Here is a 16,533-nt window from a genome sequence, read left to right on the forward strand (position 1 = left end):
TCTCACGGCGAAATTCATAGCCTCACCGGCTGTTTGCCGCAATGAACGGGTCTGCGGCAGATTTGCGGTTATCGCAAGCCGAAGGTCACTGCGAAAGCAAAACACCTGATATGTTTTTGATACGCATGTATTGGCACGTCAGGGACAGCCTGACAGCTCCTTCGCAGGTAAGCAGGATTCTACCGGCGTCATCCCACATCCTGATTGCACTGGAGCCATGGCTCTGGAACTTGCGAAGGCTAATGGATTCGACCGCGATGAACTCAAGCCCGAAAGACACGGCATTGAACGCCGCCCATTTGGCGGGAGGCCGGTAGGGGAGGACGGTCGAGATGAAGGAAAGGTGCATGCTAGGCCCGTTGCGGTCCATCTTGGCCCCGGTAACCTCGACGGAGGACAGATCGGGGTAGTTGCCGTAGATGGTCTGGAGAAAGATCGGGTTCTCTATGCGCAGCGGCCACATCAATCCGTTCCGTGCCGCAGCGCCAGCGCCGCTGCCACCGGCCCGAGCACGGCAAGAAACAGGGTCAGCGCGGTAAGAATGAGGAAGGGCTGCAGGAAGGGATCGGGGTCCGCCACCGCGCCATAGCTTGCCGATACGCCGAAGATCAGCACGGGAATGGTCAGCGGCAGCACCAGCACCGAGATCAGCAGCCCGCCGCGCGGCAATGCTACCGCCACCGCGGCACCGGCGGCACCGATGAAGGTGATCGCCGGCGTGCCTACCAGAAGCGTCAGCGCCGTGGCACCGATGCCGATGGGCTCCATGTTCATGAACAGGCCGAGCAGGGGAGCGGCGATGACCAGCGGCAACACGCTACCCGCCCAATGCGCCAGGCATTTCGTCAGCACGGTCAGGGCCAGCATGTGCCGGTCGTTGCCAAGCACCAGAAGATCGAGCGAGCCGTCCTCGCGGTCAGCCTGGAACAGCCGGTCGAGGCCGAGCAGGCAGGCCAGCAAGGCGGCGATCCACAGGATCGCCGGGCCGATGCGGGCCAGCAGCTTCAGGTCGGGACCGACGCCGAAGGGGATGGTCGCGATAACGGCGAGAAAGAAAATCACGCCGGTAAGCGCCCCGCCGCCGGCGCGGATACTTAAGCGGATGTCGCGCAGGAAGAGGGCTAGCATGATGTGAGATGCTTTCGCCCAGGCACCCCCCTCTGTCCTGCCGGACATCTCCCCCGCAAGGGGGGAGATTGGATGTCGCCTCGGCTTTCGTCAGTCTTCAACGTGAAAGAGAGGGCGAGTCGTTGAAACCGCCAATCTCCCCCCTTGCGGGGGAGATGTCCGGCAGGACAGAGGGGGGTGCGACAGAGCGCCGGCATCATCCAACCATCCCCATCACAAGCTCCCTCGCCCCCTCCAGCCCCAGCGGCAAATGCGTGGCCACAACCACGATCCCCCCACCATCGAGATGCTTCCGCATTAGCCCGCCGAATCTCTCCTCCGAAGCCTTGTCCAGTCCCGCCGTCGGCTCATCGAGCAGCCACAATGGCCGATGACTGACCAGCAGTTTTGCGATCGCGGCGCGGCGGCGCTGGCCGGTCGAGAGATAGCCGAACGGCAGATGGCCGATGCCGCCCAACCCGACGGTCTCCAGCGCCTCTTCAACACCCCTGGAACCCGCGCCCGAAAAATCGCGCCAGAAGCACAGATTCTCCTTAACGGTGAGTGCGCTCTTCATTGCGTCGAGGTGGCCGAGATAGTGACAGGCCGAGGCGGCCGACGGAAAGTCTTCGCCACCACCTTCGAACCGCACACGGCCTGCCGCCACCGGCAACAGTCCGGCGATGATCCTGAGCAGCGTCGATTTGCCGGCGCCGTTCGCCCCGATGACGACCAGCGCCTGGCCATCCCCCAGCGCGAATTCGATGCCGGAAAATACCGTCTCGCCGCCGCGTTCGCCGCCCAGATTTTCGGCGATCAGCCGCATCCGTTCCCCTTCGCCGAAAGTTCAAGCGCGGCTTCGGTGCGCCGCAGCAAAAATGGCAATTCCGTGTCTAGAACTATTCCAGAAAATTCTCTATATCCGCATCATCCGTGCCAGCGGTCGGCACGGGAACCGAATTTGCGCCGAACCAGCGCGCGTGCCGCCTTGAACGGCCCGGACGCTTGGGAACGGATAGCGGAAATGGCCGTACCCGCACCTTTGCGCGTGATTTGCATGCCCACTGGCGTCCGTTCCCTCCCCGGCAACCGACAGTTAGGGATCGCACGTGTCCAAATCACTCGACAGCTTCAATTGCCGCCGCACGCTGACCGCCGGCGGCACCGAGTACATCTACTATGACCTTGTCGAGGCCGAAAAGAACGGCCTCACCGGCATCGCTCAATTGCCCTATTCGATGAAGGTGCTGCTGGAGAACCTGCTGCGCAACGAGGACGGCCGTTCCGTCACCAAGGAGAGCATCCAGGCGGTCGCCGGCTGGCTGACCGACCGGGGCACTGCCGGCGTCGAGATCGCCTATCGCCCGGCCCGCGTGCTGATGCAGGATTTCACCGGCGTTCCGGCTGTGGTCGACCTTGCCGCCATGCGCGACGCCATGGCCTCGCTCGGCGGCGACCCGCAAAAGATCAACCCGCTGGTGCCGGTCGATCTGGTCATCGACCATTCGGTCATCGTCGACGAATTCGGCACGCCGCTGGCTTTCGCCCGCAATGTCGAGCTTGAGTATGAGCGCAATGAGGAACGCTACAAATTCCTGAAATGGGGCCAGCAGGCGTTCCGCAATTTCCGCGTCGTGCCGCCCGGCACTGGCATCTGCCATCAGGTCAACCTTGAGTACCTCGGCCAGGTCGTGTGGACCAACAGCGAAGATGGCGAGACCACCGCCTATCCCGACACCTGCGTCGGCACCGATTCGCACACCACCATGATCAACGGCCTTGGTGTTCTCGGCTGGGGCGTCGGTGGCATCGAGGCCGAGGCCGCGATGCTCGGCCAGCCCGTCTCCATGCTGTTGCCCGAAGTGATCGGCTTTCGCCTCACCGGCAGGCTGAGGGAGGGCGTCACCGCCACCGACCTGGTGCTCACCGTCACGCAGATGCTGCGCAAGAAGGGCGTCGTCGGCAAGTTCGTCGAATTCTTCGGTCCGGGCCTGTCCAACATGACGCTGGCCGATCGTGCCACCATCGGCAACATGGCGCCGGAATATGGCGCCACCTGCGGCTTCTTCCCGGTCGACAGCGAAACCATCCGCTACCTCACCATGTCTGGCCGTGACGAAAGCCGCATCGCCCTGGTCGAGGCTTATTCGAAGGCGCAAGGCCTATGGCGCGACGTCGGCTCGGCCGATCCGGTCTTCACCGATCTGCTCGAGCTCGATCTCGGCAGTGTCGTCCCGTCGATGGCCGGCCCGAAGCGGCCGGAAGGCCGCGTGGCACTTGAAGACATTCCGGCCGGCTTCGACAAGTCCATGGAGACCGAATACAAGAAGGCCGCCGAAATCGACAAGCGCTATGCCGTCGAGGGCACGGACTACGATCTTGGCCATGGCGATGTCGTCATCGCCGCCATTACCTCCTGCACCAACACCTCGAACCCGAGCGTGCTGATCGGCGCCGGGCTGTTGGCGCGCAACGCCAACCGGCTCGGCCTCAAGCAGAAGCCGTGGGTCAAGACCTCACTGGCGCCGGGCAGCCAGGTCGTCGCCGAATATCTGGAGAAATCCGGTCTGCAGAAGGAGCTCGACCAGATCGGCTTCAACCTGGTCGGCTTCGGCTGCACCACCTGTATCGGCAATTCCGGCCCGCTGCCGGCGCCGATCTCCAAGACCATCAACGATAAGGGCTTGATTGCTGCGGCAGTCTTGTCCGGCAACCGCAATTTCGAAGGCCGCGTCTCGCCCGACGTGCAGGCGAACTATCTCGCCTCGCCGCCGCTGGTCGTCGCCCACGCGCTGGCCGGGACCGTGACCAAGGATCTGACCACCGAGCCGCTCGGCGAGGATCGCAACGGCAATCCGGTCTATCTCAAGGACATCTGGCCGAGTTCGGTCGAGATCCAGGAATTCATCGAGAAGAATGTCACGCGCGAATTGTTCGCCCGCAAATATGCCGACGTCTTCAAGGGCGACGAGTACTGGCAGAACGTCAAGGCGCCGGAAGGCCAGACCTATGCCTGGGACGACAATTCGACCTATGTGCAGAACCCACCCTATTTCGCCGGCATGACATCAGGCTTCGGCAAGATCGGCGATATCAAGGGCGCGCGTGTGCTCGGTCTGTTCGGCGATAAGATCACCACCGACCACATTTCGCCGGCCGGTTCGATCAAGGCGGCCTCCCCGGCCGGCAAGTACCTCACCGACCACGGCGTCGGCGTCGCCGATTTCAACCAGTATGGCACGCGCCGCGGCAACCACGAGGTGATGATGCGCGGCACCTTCGCCAACATCCGCATCCGCAACCACATGCTGGGCGAGAACGGCCGCGAGGGCGGCTACACCATCCATTACCCGTCGAAGGAAGAGGAATCGATCTACGACGCCGCCATGCACTACAAGAAGGAGGGCGTGCCGCTGGTCATCTTCGCCGGCGTCGAATATGGCAACGGCTCGTCGCGCGACTGGGCGGCCAAGGGTACGAATCTGCTCGGTGTCCGCGCGGTCATCGCCCAGTCCTTCGAGCGCATCCACCGCTCCAACCTGGTCGGCATGGGCGTAATCCCCTTCGTCTTCGAGGAAGGCACCTCGTGGGCCTCGCTCAACCTCAAGGGCGACGAACTGGTCGAGATCGACGGACTGAGCAACATCAAGCCGCGGCAGAAGATGATCGCCAGGATCACCTATGGCGACAACAGCGTCAAAGAGGTTCCGATCATCTGCCGCATCGATACGCTGGACGAGCTCGACTACTTCAAGAATGGCGGCATCCTGCAATACGTGCTGCGCGATCTTGCGGCTTAAGGGAGTAGGGCAATAAGGGAGTAGGGCAGTAGGGGAAGCAAGGACAAGCACCTACTGCCCTACTGCCCTACTGCCCTACTTTGGCTTTCCAAACCGCGCTGTCGCCGCCAGCAGCACGCCGAGCATCAGCCCGTTGAGGATGTGCCACAGGAAATGCGTGCCGAGCGGAAAGCCGCCGCAGACCAGCGGATCGATCATCCGGCAGACGACCGACACGACGAAGATCGCCGAACCCGCCAGATTGTACCAGCCGGCACGATTGCCGCTGGCCGCCACCCAGGCGCCGAAGAAGGCAAGCGCCAGGAAGGGCGGCAGGTAGCCGGTCGTGCCGTTCGACGCTTGGCGCAGCCAGTCCGGCACGGCAAAGGTCACCAGCCCGGCAACGGCGTAAAAGGCGACGAAGATGACGATCGCCTTGCCCCATTTCATGCCGAGAAAACGTCGCAGGTTGAACAGCGTGTAGGCCAGCGTGAACCCTGCAATCGGCAGCACGTCGGCCAGGATCATTCCCCTTGTGGCAAAGGTGTGGAACAGCGACGAGCCGACGCCGATCGCCACCACCCACCAGGCCAACACTTCGGCGAAGGCGCCGGTGCCGCGCTTGCGCACCTGCCAGACACCCCATAGCCCGGCGGCAAAAAAAGCCAGATTGCTCAGCGCATTGAGCGGTTCAGCCCAGAATTCCGGCCCCGTCCGTTCGCAATAGAGGTCGACCGGCGCCAGGAGAGATTGCCACATGCTGATTGCCGCCCGAATCGCTTCCATCGTGAAGTGCGCGTCCACCTATTGCGCCCTTGCCAGCGGTTGCAACGGCAAAATTTCACCGCAACGTGACTTCCCGTTGACTGCCGCTTCTGCCACATATTTCGACAATCAGAACAAAGCCGGCATCACCGGCGGGATCGGAACGGCCATGTCATCTCGAAGACCATTGCGGCTTGCGGCCGTTGCGCTGGCTCTCTCGGCGTTTGCCGGAAGCGCCTTCGCCGAGCAGGCCGACAAGCCATTAGGCGTCGTCGAGCTCTTCACCAGCCAGGGATGTAATTCCTGTCCGCCGGCCGACGAATTCTTCGCTGAGCTCGCCGCCAAGGAGAACATCGTCGCGCTCGCCTATCATGTCGACTATTGGGATTACCTCGGCTGGCAGGATACGCTGAGCCGCAAGGAAAATACCGAGCGGCAATATGAGTATATGCGCGCCTTCGGCAGCCGTTCCGTCTACACCCCGCAAGCCGTCATCAACGGCCGCAGCCATGTCAATGGCGCCAGCCGCAAGGAAGTCGACGGCGCGCTGGCCCGCATGGAGAGGGTCGGCGAAGGCATGCGCGTCGGCATCAAGGTCAGCCGGACCAGCGATCGCGTCATGATCGATGCCGGCGACGCCGTGACCGGCCCCGCCGACGCGCATGTCGTCATCGTCTATTTCAACCCGCCGCAGACGATCAAGATCGGCAAGGGTGAAAACACCGGCCGCAGCATGACCTACTGGAACGCCGTCTCCAGCATCCAGACCGCCGGCATGTGGCACGGCAAGGCGCAGCGCTACGAACTGCCGATGAGCGAGATCGCCAAGAAGGGCGGCTGCGCCGTGCTGCTGCAGTCGGTCGGCAAGGACGGCGTGCCCGGTCCGATCCTGGGTGCAGCCTTTATCCGCAAGCCTTAGATGGAGCGCTCTCCCTTCTCCCTTGTGGGAGAAGGTGTCGCCGAAGGCGACGGATGAGGGTGTTCCAGGGAACGCCAACGCCTCACTCCGTCCAACACCCCTCATCTGTCTCGGCGCTGCGCGCCGATCCACCTTCTCCCACAACAAGGGGAGAAGGGATAGCCGCGCTCAAGCCTCCGACGACAGCCTATCCGGATGGATCGCGCCGCCACGGCTCAGCCAATAAAAAACCGGCGTCAGCTTGCTTCTGACGCCGGTCATTTAGGTTTTGGGATCGTCGCACCCGATCTTTCCAAGGAAAGACCGAGGTTGGTTCGATCCGACGCAGACCCGTGGGCGGGGGGCTTGGGGTTTACGAGCCGGTGCCGGACCGAACCGTCTCAGGCAACGCCGGTAAATTCGTCGGACATTGGGGCATGAGCACGGATAAAAAAAGGCAGGATTGTGGCGAAGCATCACCAATTCCAACAGGCGTTTCGCAAACGTGACTGGACGTTGGAGAAACCGCACGGTGCTGCCGTTGCCCGGCCGGGCCTTGCAATTCGGCAACGAAAGCGCCAACTTTGGTCGGCGTACGATTCATTGCGAGGATCCAGGCATGACTGATCGCAGCAGCGGGACGGAGGATGGGGACGCATCCGCAATATTGATCCCGCTGCACGAGGCAAGACACCAACGCCTCGACCAGCCGGTGCGGTTCGACCGCCGCGAGCTGGACCAGATCCTCAGGCTCTACGGCCGTATGGTCGCCGCCAATGAATGGCGCGACTATGCTATTGACCATCTCACCGACCGCGCCGTTTTTTCCGTCTTCCGTCGCACCAGCGAAGTGCCGCTTTTCCAGATCGTCAAGGATCCGAAGCTGGCGCGCCGGCAAGGCGCATTCGCCGTCATCGCCGCCGGCGGACGCATCCTCAAGCGTGGCCAGGAACTCGGCCGGGTGCTTGGCGTGTTCGACCGAACGCTGAAGCTGGTCGAGGCGTAACCCCTTATTTTTGTTTGCGGAACTTCCGCTCGGGCAGCGATTGCGGATCGGGCGGGACCGACGCTCCACCGTTGATCGGCAGTTGCATGAACACCGTGTCCAGCCAGCGTCCGTGCTTGTAGCCGGAGCCTTCCAGGCGGCCGGAATGGTGAAAGCCGAGCTTCTCGTGCAACCGCACCGAGGCGCTGTCGGGCCGGCCATCGCCAATCACCGCGATGATCTGGCGAAAGCCCGCCGCCTTGGCTGCCTCGATCAGCCTTTGCATCAGGAGCAGCCCGACGCCCTGCCCCTTGGCGTCGGGCGCGACATAGACGGAATCCTCAACCACGAAGCGGTATGCCGGGCGCGGCCGGAAAGCGCCGGCATAGGCATAGCCGAGCACAATGCCGCCTTTTTCCGCCACGAGATAGGGAAAGCCACCCGCTACCAAACTGTCGAAGCGCGCTCCCATCTCGATACGACTTGGCGGGTCGAGTTCATAGCTCGCCGTGCCGTTTGTCACCGCGTCGGCATAGATTTCCGTGATCCGGTCGAGATCGGCCGACGTCGCGGCCCGCAAGGTGATGCTGCTCATAATTTATGCACGTCGTTCATCTGCCCTATATCACAGCAAAAGCCGGCACAAAAGAAAAGGGCGGCCATTGGGCCGCCCTTTCCAAACTCGCTGGTCCAGTCAGACCATGATCCCGAAAAGTGGAAACCGGTTTTCGGAACAGATCATGGTCAACAAAGAACGCCGTACTAGCGACGGTCGCCCATGAACTGCAGCAGGAACATGAACAGGTTGATGAAGTCGAGATAGAGCCTCAGTGCGCCCATGATCGCCTTGCGGCCGGCGACATCAGTCTCGTCACCCTCGAAATACATCTCCTTGATGTTCTGCGTGTCATAGGCGGTGAGGCCTGCGAAGATCAGCACGCCGATCGCCGAAACGGCGAAGGAAAGCGCCGACGACTGCAGGAAGATGTTGATCACCATCGCGATGATCAGGCCGACCAGGCCCATGACCAGGAACGAGCCGAACGCGGAAAGGTCGCGCTTGGTCGTGTAGCCGTAGAGCGACAGCCCGCCAAACGCGGCGGCGGTGGCGAAGAAGGTCTGCGAGATACTGGCGGTGGTGTAGACCAGGAAGATCGACGACAGCGACAGGCCGACAAGGCCGGCGTAAACCCAGAACGTCGTCTGCGCCGCCGAAACGCTCATCGATTGGACCCGGAACGACAGGAACATCACCGCTGCCAGCGGGGCAAAGATCACCAGCCATTTCAGCGGCGAGCCGAAGATCGCGTAGCCGAACGAGGTCAGCATCTCGCCGCTTGGCAACGTGGCAACCGCCGAGGCGGGATCGCTGGTGGTGGCCAGCATGATTGTGCCGACCGCGGCAAGGCCGGTGATGAGGAGGCCAAGCCCCATCAGGTTGTAGACTTTGATCATGTAGGCGCGCAGGCCCTGGTCGATGGCAGCATCGACGCCGGCGCCGGGCACGGCGCGCGTCTGATAATTGCGAACGGGATCAGCCATGGAAATCCTCATATTGCTTCTGCCCCGTCCGGTGTCAGGTCCTTTTGAACCCAGGCGCCGCTGGCGGGGCTCCAGCATGCCTGCGCCGAAATATGATGGTTCTTGGCGTAAAGGACAAGACCGTAACCGGACGTAATGCTCCGTGAAGTGCCGGAGATCCGGTTTTATTGGCCTTGCCGGTCGAAACATTAACGAGATTTAATCAAAACCGGCTCTGGCTCAAAGATTCCGCAGCACCGGCGCCGCCTTGTGGCCCAGCACCCGCCACGTGCCGGCCAGGCCGATACCCACCGTGACCACCAGTGAAAAGCCGATGGTCGCCACGGCTACCTCGGGCATGAAGTGCGATGGCAGCGTCATGATGCGCGCGACGACGTACCACGCCGCCACACCGCCCGCCGCCAGCGCGAAGATCGCGGTCGCAAGGCCGATCAGCATGTATTCCAGCGAAAAGGCCGCGATCAGCGTTTTCCTGGTCGCACCCAGGGTCTTCAGCACCACCGCGTCGTGGATGCGGGCCCGGTTGCCGGCGGCGAGCGCCCCGGCCAGCACCAGCACCGAGGCGATCAACGCCACGCCCGCCGCGGCCCTGATCGCGGTGCCGAGCTGCACCACCAGCCGGTTGACGATGTCGAGCGCGTCCTTGACCCTGACCGTCGTCACCGCGGGAAAAGCCCGGGTGACGGCATTGAGAAGATGCGCGTCGTCGGCCGCCGACGCATTCGTCTCGGTCAGCGTCGCCAACCAGCCATGCGGCGCCCCGGCGAATGTGTTGGGCGAGAACACCATGACGAAATTGATGCCCATGGTTTCCCATTCGACCTGGCGGAAATTGGCGATCTTGGCCGTGATATTGCGGCCGAGCACGTTGACGGTGATGGTGTCGCCGAGCTTCAGCCCGATCTCCTTGCCCTCCTCGGCGGAAAACGAGACCAGCGGTTCGCCGGAATAATTCCCCGGCCACCAGCTGCCCTCGGTCAGCGTTGCATTCTCCGGCAATTGTGCGTCATAGGTCAGCCCACGGTCGCCGCGCAGCACCCAGGCGCCTTCGGCCGGAACCTTGACCTTGTCGACATCGACGCCGTTGAGCGCCATCACCCGGCCGCGCAGCATCGGCACCTTGATCAGCGTGCCCTGCGGCGCCTCTTTGCCGACCAGCGCGGAGAAGGCATCGACGTCGCCGCTCTGGATATCGACGAAGAAGAAGTTCGGCGCCCGTTCCGGCAGGCTGCCGGAAATCTGCCGCCTGAGATTGCCATCGATCAGCGCCAGCGTCACCAGGAGCGTCAGCCCGAGACCCAGCGACAGCACCACGGACGGCGTCAAGGCGCCAGGCCGATGGATGTTGCCGATGGCGAGCCTGAGCGCCGTCGAGCGCACACGCGGACTTCTCTTCGCCGCCCACTGCACCAGCGTACCGACGACACGCAGCACCAGGAACGAAAAGACCGTGGCGCCGACGAAGATCGAGGCAATACGGCGGTCGCCGGAAAACAGGATCGCCAGCACCGCGAGCAGCAGCGCGATGGCCATTGCCGCGGCGACATAGAGCGGGCGGGGAAAACCGCGGCCCTCAAAACCCATTTCGCGAAACAGCGCCGTCGCTGGCACGTCGCGAGCACGGCCGAGCGGCAGCAGGGCGAAGGCCAGCGTCACCAGCAGCCCGAACAGCGCTGCCATGCCGAGGGCGCCGGGATAGAACCCACCTTCCGCCGGCACCGGAATAACCGACTGGAGTGCCGCGCTGGCCGCGAACGGCATCAGCGCGCCAAGCACAAGGCCCAGCGTGATACCGAGGGCGGCAATCATCAGGATCTGCACCAGGTAGACGGCAAAGACGAACCCGCCCGAAGCCCCCAGGCTCTTGAAGGTGGCGATGACGCCGCGCTTGCCGTCGAGATAGGCACGCACCGCATTGGCCACGCCGACGCCGCCGACCACCAGCGCCGTCAGCCCGACCAACGTCAGGAATTGCGAGAACCGCTCGATGTTCGAGGACAGCGCCGGCGCTGCGTTGCTGCGCGTGCGGATCGACCAGCCGGCCTGCGGGAACTCTTTCGCGGCCTGCTCCTGGATCGCCTTGATCTGTACTTCAGTGGTGCCGCCGGGCAGGCGGACCTTATAGGCGTTCTCGACCAGGCTGCCCGGCTGGATCAGGCCTGAAGCGGCAAGCCCGTCGGTCGACACCATCAGCCGCGGCGCAAAACCGAAGCCATCCGACACCGCATCTGGCTCGTTGACCAGCTTGGCGCGCAGCTCGAATGTCGCGCTGCCGAGCTTCAACCGGTCACCGATGCCAAGGTTCAGCCGCTCGAACAGAAGGTCCGGGGCGGCGGCGCCGAAGACACCGGATTTTTCGCCGAACAAATCCTCTCGCGACAGCACCGGCTGGGTCTCCAGCGCGCCATAGAGCGGATAGGCGCCGTCGACCGCCTTGGCCTCGACCAGCGCCTGGTCGGAGCCGTCCTCGAGCCTCGCCATCGAGCGCATGTTGGCGCTGTGCGAAACCGTGCCAAGCCGGCCGAGGAAGCTGCGTTCGGCTCTGGTCGGATCGCGCTGGTTGATCTGGAAGCGGAGATCGCCGCCGAGCAGCGTCTGACCCTGGTCGGCAACACCGGCGGAAATCGCCTGCGCCACCGAATTGACGCCGCCGATTGCCGCGACGCCGAGCGCAATGCAGGCAAGGAAGATCAGGAAACCGGACAGCCCGCCGCGCATTTCGCGCAGCGAGAACTTGAAGGCCAGCCTCAGCGTTTGCGACAGCGGCATCAGGCGGTCACCTTGCCGGCCCTGGAGGCCGGCTTGGATGCGTCCTCGATCAGCCCCGACCGCATCGACACCTGGCGCGAGCAGCGCGCCGCGAGCACCGGGTCATGCGTGACCAGCACCAGCGTCATGCCGCGTTCGGCCGCCTTGGCGAACAGCAGGTCGGCGACGTGCCGTCCCGTCGCCTGGTCGAGATTGCCGGTCGGCTCGTCGGCGATCAGGATGCGTGGCGACGGCGCCAGCGCCCGGGCGATCGCCACGCGCTGCTGCTCGCCGCCAGACAATTCGCCGGGATAATGGGTGATGCGATCGCTAAGGCCGACCGCCGCCAGTTCGCGCGCCGCCACGCCGAACGGATCGGCATGGCCGGCAAGCTCAAGCGGGACGGCGACGTTTTCCAGCGCCGTCATATTGGGGATGAGGTGGAACGACTGGAACACGATGCCGATGTTTCGCCCTCGAAACGATGCGATCTGGTCTTCGCTTTTGCCGTTGAGCAGCTCGCCGGCAATTCGTACCGCACCCGAATCGACCCTTTCAAGCCCGGCCAAAACCATCAGCAATGTCGACTTTCCCGAACCCGAAGGTCCAACGATGCCTGTCGCTTCGCCGCTCGCCACATCGAGGCTGACGCCCTTCAGCACATGCACCGAGGATGCGCCTTCGCCGAGCGTCAGCGATACGTCTTTCAGCGAAATGACGGCTTCTTCCAAAATCAAATCGTCCTATATGGGGGAAAGAGGGCTAGAGCATCCGATGCTCGACAAAGACGAAAACCTGCCTTCGCCAACAGATGTTCCTGGTCATATGGGGCCTGCCGCATGGCTTTCAAACACACTTTTGCCGCAGCCTTCGCCCTTTTCCTCGCGATCTGCAGCGCCATTTCGTCGGCGCGCGCCGAGCCCTTCACCATCGTTGGCTTCGGCGACAGCTTGATGGCGGGTTATGGCCTTGGGCCGGGTCAGGGGTTCACCGAAAAGCTGCAGGCCGCGCTTCGCGCCAAGGGCTACGATGTCACGGTCGCCAATGCCGGCGTTTCCGGCGATACGACGAGCGGCGGCCTGTCGCGGCTCGACTGGTCGGTGCCGGACGGCACGCAGCTGGTCATCCTGGAGCTCGGCGCCAACGACATGCTGCGCGGCGTTTCGCCCGCCATAGCGGAAAAGAACCTGGACGCCATGCTGGCAAAGCTGAAGCAGCGCAAGATCGCCGTGTTGCTGGCCGGGATGCGCGCGGCGCCGAATCTCGGCGCCGATTACCAGAGGGCCTTCGACGCGACCTTTCCGAGACTGGCTGAAAAATACGGCGTGCCGCTCTATCCGTTCTTTCTCGAGGGCATCGCCGGCCAATCCGTCCTGCAGCTCGAAGACGGTCTTCATCCAAACGCCCGAGGCGTCGACCGCATCGTCGAGGGTATCCTGCCCAGCGTGGAGAAGACCATTGAAGCGATCCGGGGCAATTCCTGAAGGCGAGGGTTCGCCGCCGCAACACCTTCCGCAGGGGAAGCTTTTAGGCAGGCCTGCGACCAACAAACCCCTTGCCCCGTTTGAATATCGATGATTCGCTAGGGCAAGAGTTCGATTCGAGGACAGGAGGCTTGCCATGCCGCGTCTTTTTACCGCCCTCGAAATACCGCGTGATGCCGCTCTTTCGCTGTCCCTGCTCAGGGGCGGCCTGCCCGGAGCCCGCTGGATCGACGTCGAAAACTATCATCTGACGCTGCGCTTCATCGGCGATGTCGAGGGCCATGTCGCCGACGAAATCGCCAACGCGCTCGACCGCGTTCACCGCCCGTCCTTCTCGCTGACGCTGTCCGGCGTCGGCGCCTTCGGCCAGAAGAAGCCGCATGCGGTGTGGGCCGGCGTCGCCGCTTCGCCCGATCTTTCCGCTTTGCAAAGCGAAATCGAGCGCATCTGCCAGCGGCTCGGCATCCCGGCCGACCCACGCAAGTTCATGCCGCATGTGACGCTGGCCCGCTTGCGCAATTCGAGCCCGCTCGACGTCGCCCAGTATCTGTCCGCGCGCGGCAATTTTTCGACGCTGCCGTTCCGGGTCGGCCGCTTCGTGCTGATGTCGTCGCGCGACTCGGTCGGCGGCGGGCCTTACGTCGTCGAAGAGGCTTGGCCGCTTTCAGGTGCCGACAACCGCGTCGCCAGCCGTTTGGCCGGCGCCGCCGACGCTTCGCGGATCATGCGGTAGACGGACATGGCCAGGGAGAAACTAGCAAAAGAGGCGATCAGCGCCGAACTTGGCGGCCTCGACGGCTGGTCGCTGGCCAAGGATGGTGGTTCGATCAGCCGCAGCTTCACTTTCAAGAATTTCTCGGAAGCCTTTGCCTTCATGACCCGCGTGGCGTTGGCGGCGGAGAAGATGGACCACCACCCCGACTGGTCGAACGTCTACAAGACGGTAAACGTGACCCTCAACACACACGACGCCGGCGGCCTGACCGCGCTCGATTTCGATCTGGCCAGGAAGATGAACCGCTATTTCGGCACCTGACGTTATCTGCATCTTGCAGCGAGGTTCGGCTTTCACCACATTTTGCCTCGCGGCCATGCGTGAAGTCACGCGACGGCCGCAAGGAGAGGTTGATGGCGCAAAAATCCGGTTTTGATTTCTTCGGCCTCGGCAGCAAGCCGGGCAATGAGAGCGAAGTGCGCGAAAAGTTCTGGCGTACGGCGAAGAAGGCTGCCCGGCAGATCCCGTTCATGGAGGAGGTGGTCGCCGCCTATTACTGCGCCATGGACAAGAAGACGCCGCTGCGCGCCAAGGGCACATTGCTGGCTGCGCTCGGCTATTTCGTGCTGCCGACGGACGTCATCCCCGATTTCATCTTTGGGCTTGGCTTCACCGACGACATCGCTGTGCTGACCGCGGCGATCACAACCGTCAGCGCCCACATCACGCCGGCGCACCGGCTCGCCGCCAGGCAGGCCATCGCCGACAAGAGCTGAGCCGGTACGGCGCAAAAAATCGCGCGGGAACCGACTTTCCGGCCGTCAAAGCCACCGCCGCACCCGCGTCTTGTAGGCGCGATAGGCGTCTCCGAACTTACGCTCGAGATAACGCTCTTCCGGCGCGATGACGCCCGTATTGATCACCCACAGCAAGGGAATGACGAGCGCGATACCCCAAAGACTTCCGGCCGCGACACCGAGGCCCAGATAGATAAGGGTCGCTCCCAGATAGAACGGATTTCTGGTCCACCGATAGATACCGTCGACGACCAGCGCCGTCGTTGGCAAGGTCGGTGGTATGTTGGTTCCAGCGGCCTGAAAGCGGCCCGCCGCCATAAAGATGAGCACGAAGCCGCACACCGCGAGCACGGCGCCGGCCAGATAGCGGGCGAGGGCCTGCCCGGCCATGACCGGGAGCGGCGCGAGCACCTCGAGCACGGTTGCCGCCGCCAGGAAGCCGAGGAAGATCAAAGGCGGCAGCGCAATGACCCCCGCCACGTCGGGCGCGCCCGGTCCATCCGACCGGGGCACCGCGCCGCTGGCCACCGCGCGGACGGCGACACGAATGCCGAACACGATCGCCAGGACGACTGTGCCGCCCGCCAGGATCAGAACTGTCTCGGAAATGGCCATGGCCAAATCTCCCGTAAGCCGCCAAGGAGGGCACCCTGGCCGAGTGCCGTGGAGCCGAACGCAGACATATACCGCCTGGCGGGAAATTCGTCACGTAGCTCTCAGAAAAGCGAGAATCGCTGCAAGACCTAGCTGCTTGAAAAGTCAAACTCTTGCCGTTTTCGTGGCCTCCAAGTCGCGGCAGGGACATTGCGCTAGCCGCTTTTTCAAGCGGCAGCGCGAAGACGGCGGCGGTTTCCTGGCGTGAACATCCTTTTCTCAGGGGAAATTCACCGTTTGGTAACCCAGATTAAATCAAAATGAAGCGACGGGCAGGACGCCGAGCCGGCCTGCCGCCGCACCAGTGGAATACGGGAAAAGCGATGCGCGGATTGATTGCTATAGTTTCCAGCCTGGCCCTGGTGGCCTTGACGGCGCCCGCGCTGGCGCAGTCGGCAACCAAGATCGGCCAGCACAATGCCTGGGGCACCTACAGCTACCAGGCGTCGGGCGGCGGCAAGGTCTGCTACGTCCTGACCGTGCCAACCGACAAGCAGCCGCCGACGCTCGATCATGGCGACATGTTCTTCTTCGTCAGCCAGCGGCCGGGGCAGCAAGTGTCCTACGAGCCGCAATTCATCGCCGGCTATACCTTCCAGGAAGGTTCCAAGGCCACCGTCACCATCGACAAGAAGTCTTTTTCGATGTTCACGCGCGGCAAGTCGGCCTGGGTCGAGAACGCCGCCGAGGAGCCGGTGCTGATCGCCGCGATGAAGACCGGCACCGACATGAAGGTGTCAGCCAAGTCCGGCCGCGGCAACACCACCACCTACGTCTTCTCGCTGAAGGGCATCTCGGCGGCGCTGGCCTCGATCGCCAAGTGCAAGTAAAGTCCTCGTCCGGGACGTTCACCACCTAACACAGCGACGTAAAGAACCAGCGTTCGTGCGGTCTTGCCTTCTCTCCTTGTGGGCCTGTTGCGTAATTCGCTGATTGTGATTCTCTGAGGTGGACGCTCTGAGGGAATCGCGATGGCAGTGAAGCAGACGGGCCAGTTGAGCTTGGCGGAGGCTTTTCTAGGCACCAAGCTTGTGGGCGGCACTTCGCCGCTCGACCGAT

Annotated in this window: 17 protein-coding genes; 8 read left to right on the top strand and 9 right to left on the bottom strand. The window is 63.2% G+C overall.

Going from position 1 to position 16,533, the window contains the following annotated elements; all coding sequences use genetic code 11:
- Nucleotides 1-85: 85 nt before the first annotated feature.
- The 3 genes from NKH37_RS05130 to ccmA all read right to left on the bottom strand — a co-directional run bounded on the left by NKH37_RS05130 (nt 86) and on the right by ccmA (nt 1,933).
- Nucleotides 86-463 carry an Imm50 family immunity protein gene (locus tag NKH37_RS05130; protein WP_352481064.1) on the bottom strand — a complete coding sequence of 126 codons (378 nt, stop codon included), beginning with the start codon at nt 461-463 and terminating at the stop codon, nt 86-88.
- The gene (gene ccmB / locus NKH37_RS05135) at nt 463-1,128 is read right to left on the bottom strand and encodes a heme exporter protein CcmB (RefSeq protein WP_352481065.1); all 666 of its coding nucleotides are present in this window, start codon (nt 1,126-1,128) and stop codon (nt 463-465) included. Before ccmB ends, NKH37_RS05130 begins: the two co-directional genes overlap by 1 nt.
- A 196-nt stretch (nt 1,129-1,324) precedes the next feature.
- Complete coding sequence (gene ccmA / locus NKH37_RS05140; RefSeq protein WP_353004095.1) at nt 1,325-1,933, bottom strand: heme ABC exporter ATP-binding protein CcmA; 609 nt, start codon at nt 1,931-1,933, stop codon at nt 1,325-1,327.
- A gap of 283 nt (nt 1,934-2,216) precedes the next feature.
- Between ccmA and acnA the strand changes: the two genes are divergently transcribed.
- Complete coding sequence (gene acnA, locus NKH37_RS05145; RefSeq protein WP_353004098.1) at nt 2,217-4,907, top strand: aconitate hydratase AcnA; 2,691 nt, start codon at nt 2,217-2,219, stop codon at nt 4,905-4,907.
- Nucleotides 4,908-4,982: 75 nt separating this feature from the next.
- On the opposite strand, the gene NKH37_RS05150 is transcribed toward acnA, so the two are convergent.
- Nucleotides 4,983-5,645 (bottom strand): ceramidase domain-containing protein, encoded by a 663-nt coding sequence (locus tag NKH37_RS05150; RefSeq protein WP_023721887.1) that lies wholly within the window; start codon nt 5,643-5,645, stop codon nt 4,983-4,985.
- Between the two features lie 175 nt (nt 5,646-5,820).
- On the opposite strand from NKH37_RS05150, the gene NKH37_RS05155 reads away from it, so the two are divergent.
- Both NKH37_RS05155 and NKH37_RS05160 read left to right on the top strand, forming a co-directional pair.
- Nucleotides 5,821-6,570 (top strand): DUF1223 domain-containing protein, encoded by a 750-nt coding sequence (locus NKH37_RS05155; protein WP_023721888.1) that lies wholly within the window; start codon nt 5,821-5,823, stop codon nt 6,568-6,570.
- A gap of 598 nt (nt 6,571-7,168) precedes the next feature.
- Nucleotides 7,169-7,555, top strand: a complete 387-nt coding sequence (locus tag NKH37_RS05160) for a DUF2794 domain-containing protein (RefSeq protein WP_353004100.1) — start codon at nt 7,169-7,171, stop codon at nt 7,553-7,555.
- 4 nt (nt 7,556-7,559) lie between these two features.
- Here NKH37_RS05160 and NKH37_RS05165 read toward each other — a convergent pair whose 3' ends face one another.
- The 4 genes from NKH37_RS05165 to NKH37_RS05180 form a co-directional block, all read right to left on the bottom strand.
- Entirely contained in the window at nt 7,560-8,129 is a 570-nt protein-coding gene (locus tag NKH37_RS05165; RefSeq protein ID WP_352494036.1) for a GNAT family N-acetyltransferase, read from the bottom strand.
- A 167-nt stretch (nt 8,130-8,296) separates the two neighbouring features.
- Nucleotides 8,297-9,076 (bottom strand): Bax inhibitor-1/YccA family protein, encoded by a 780-nt coding sequence (locus NKH37_RS05170; RefSeq protein ID WP_254817871.1) that lies wholly within the window; start codon nt 9,074-9,076, stop codon nt 8,297-8,299.
- Nucleotides 9,077-9,295: 219 nt separating this feature from the next.
- The gene (locus NKH37_RS05175) at nt 9,296-11,845 is read right to left on the bottom strand and encodes an ABC transporter permease (RefSeq protein WP_352481069.1); all 2,550 of its coding nucleotides are present in this window, start codon (nt 11,843-11,845) and stop codon (nt 9,296-9,298) included.
- Nucleotides 11,845-12,555 carry an ABC transporter ATP-binding protein gene (locus NKH37_RS05180; RefSeq protein WP_023721893.1) on the bottom strand — a complete coding sequence of 237 codons (711 nt, stop codon included), beginning with the start codon at nt 12,553-12,555 and terminating at the stop codon, nt 11,845-11,847. The genes NKH37_RS05175 and NKH37_RS05180 overlap by 1 nt, the downstream gene beginning before the upstream one ends.
- 108 nt (nt 12,556-12,663) lie before the next feature.
- Here NKH37_RS05180 and NKH37_RS05185 point away from each other — a divergent pair, with 108 nt between their 5' ends.
- The 4 genes from NKH37_RS05185 to NKH37_RS05200 all read left to right on the top strand — a co-directional run bounded on the left by NKH37_RS05185 (nt 12,664) and on the right by NKH37_RS05200 (nt 14,799).
- On the top strand, nt 12,664-13,308 hold the full coding sequence (locus NKH37_RS05185) for an arylesterase (protein WP_023721894.1): 645 nt from the start codon (nt 12,664-12,666) through the stop codon (nt 13,306-13,308).
- 136 nt (nt 13,309-13,444) lie between these two features.
- Entirely contained in the window at nt 13,445-14,041 is a 597-nt protein-coding gene (gene thpR / locus NKH37_RS05190) for an RNA 2',3'-cyclic phosphodiesterase (protein WP_353004102.1), read from the top strand.
- A 6-nt stretch (nt 14,042-14,047) separates the two neighbouring features.
- Nucleotides 14,048-14,344 (top strand): 4a-hydroxytetrahydrobiopterin dehydratase, encoded by a 297-nt coding sequence (locus NKH37_RS05195; protein ID WP_353004105.1) that lies wholly within the window; start codon nt 14,048-14,050, stop codon nt 14,342-14,344.
- A 92-nt stretch (nt 14,345-14,436) separates the two neighbouring features.
- Nucleotides 14,437-14,799 carry a YkvA family protein gene (locus NKH37_RS05200; protein ID WP_352845383.1) on the top strand — a complete coding sequence of 121 codons (363 nt, stop codon included), beginning with the start codon at nt 14,437-14,439 and terminating at the stop codon, nt 14,797-14,799.
- 45 nt (nt 14,800-14,844) lie between these two features.
- Here the strand turns inward: NKH37_RS05200 and NKH37_RS05205 are convergent, their stop codons facing one another.
- A complete protein-coding gene (locus NKH37_RS05205; protein ID WP_353004107.1) occupies nt 14,845-15,435 on the bottom strand; it encodes a methyltransferase family protein in 591 nt (196 codons plus the stop codon).
- A 362-nt stretch (nt 15,436-15,797) separates the two neighbouring features.
- Between NKH37_RS05205 and NKH37_RS05210 the strand changes: the two genes are divergently transcribed.
- Nucleotides 15,798-16,304 (top strand): invasion associated locus B family protein, encoded by a 507-nt coding sequence (locus tag NKH37_RS05210; RefSeq protein ID WP_023721899.1) that lies wholly within the window; start codon nt 15,798-15,800, stop codon nt 16,302-16,304.
- Nucleotides 16,305-16,533: the final 229 nt, after the last annotated feature.

The organism is Mesorhizobium sp. M1217 (genome assembly GCF_040318275.1).
Classification (GTDB): Bacteria; Pseudomonadota; Alphaproteobacteria; order Rhizobiales; family Rhizobiaceae; genus Mesorhizobium.